Annotated in this window: 1 pseudogene; it reads left to right on the top strand. The window is 49.2% G+C overall.

The annotated features are described in order from the left end of the window. A pseudogene (locus VSR34_RS39360) lies at positions 1-127 on the top strand (IS630 family transposase); the annotation flags it as partial. Positions 128-250 lie beyond the last annotated feature (123 nt).

Raw genomic sequence — 250 nt, 5'->3', positions numbered from 1 at the left:
CAAGGATCTTGACAAAAAGCTCATGCGTTATATACGTCCGTACAACAAGCAGGCGCTTCCATTGAAATGGAAGTACTCCGATCCATCGCGGCGAATCCGGTGCAATTCTTCTGGTTCAATGGACTAGGGCGTGTTCACACTAATTGTGTTTGATCGTATACTTCGGTGATGGAAATCACCGAAGCCCAATATCAACGGATCGAGCATTGCCTGCCACGACAGCGGGGCAATGTCAGCTTGACGAACCTGC

This window comes from Paraburkholderia sp. JHI2823, from assembly GCF_038900695.1.
GTDB lineage: Bacteria > Pseudomonadota > Gammaproteobacteria > Burkholderiales > Burkholderiaceae > Paraburkholderia > Paraburkholderia mimosarum.
This window is presented reverse-complemented; position numbering and strand designations above follow the sequence as displayed.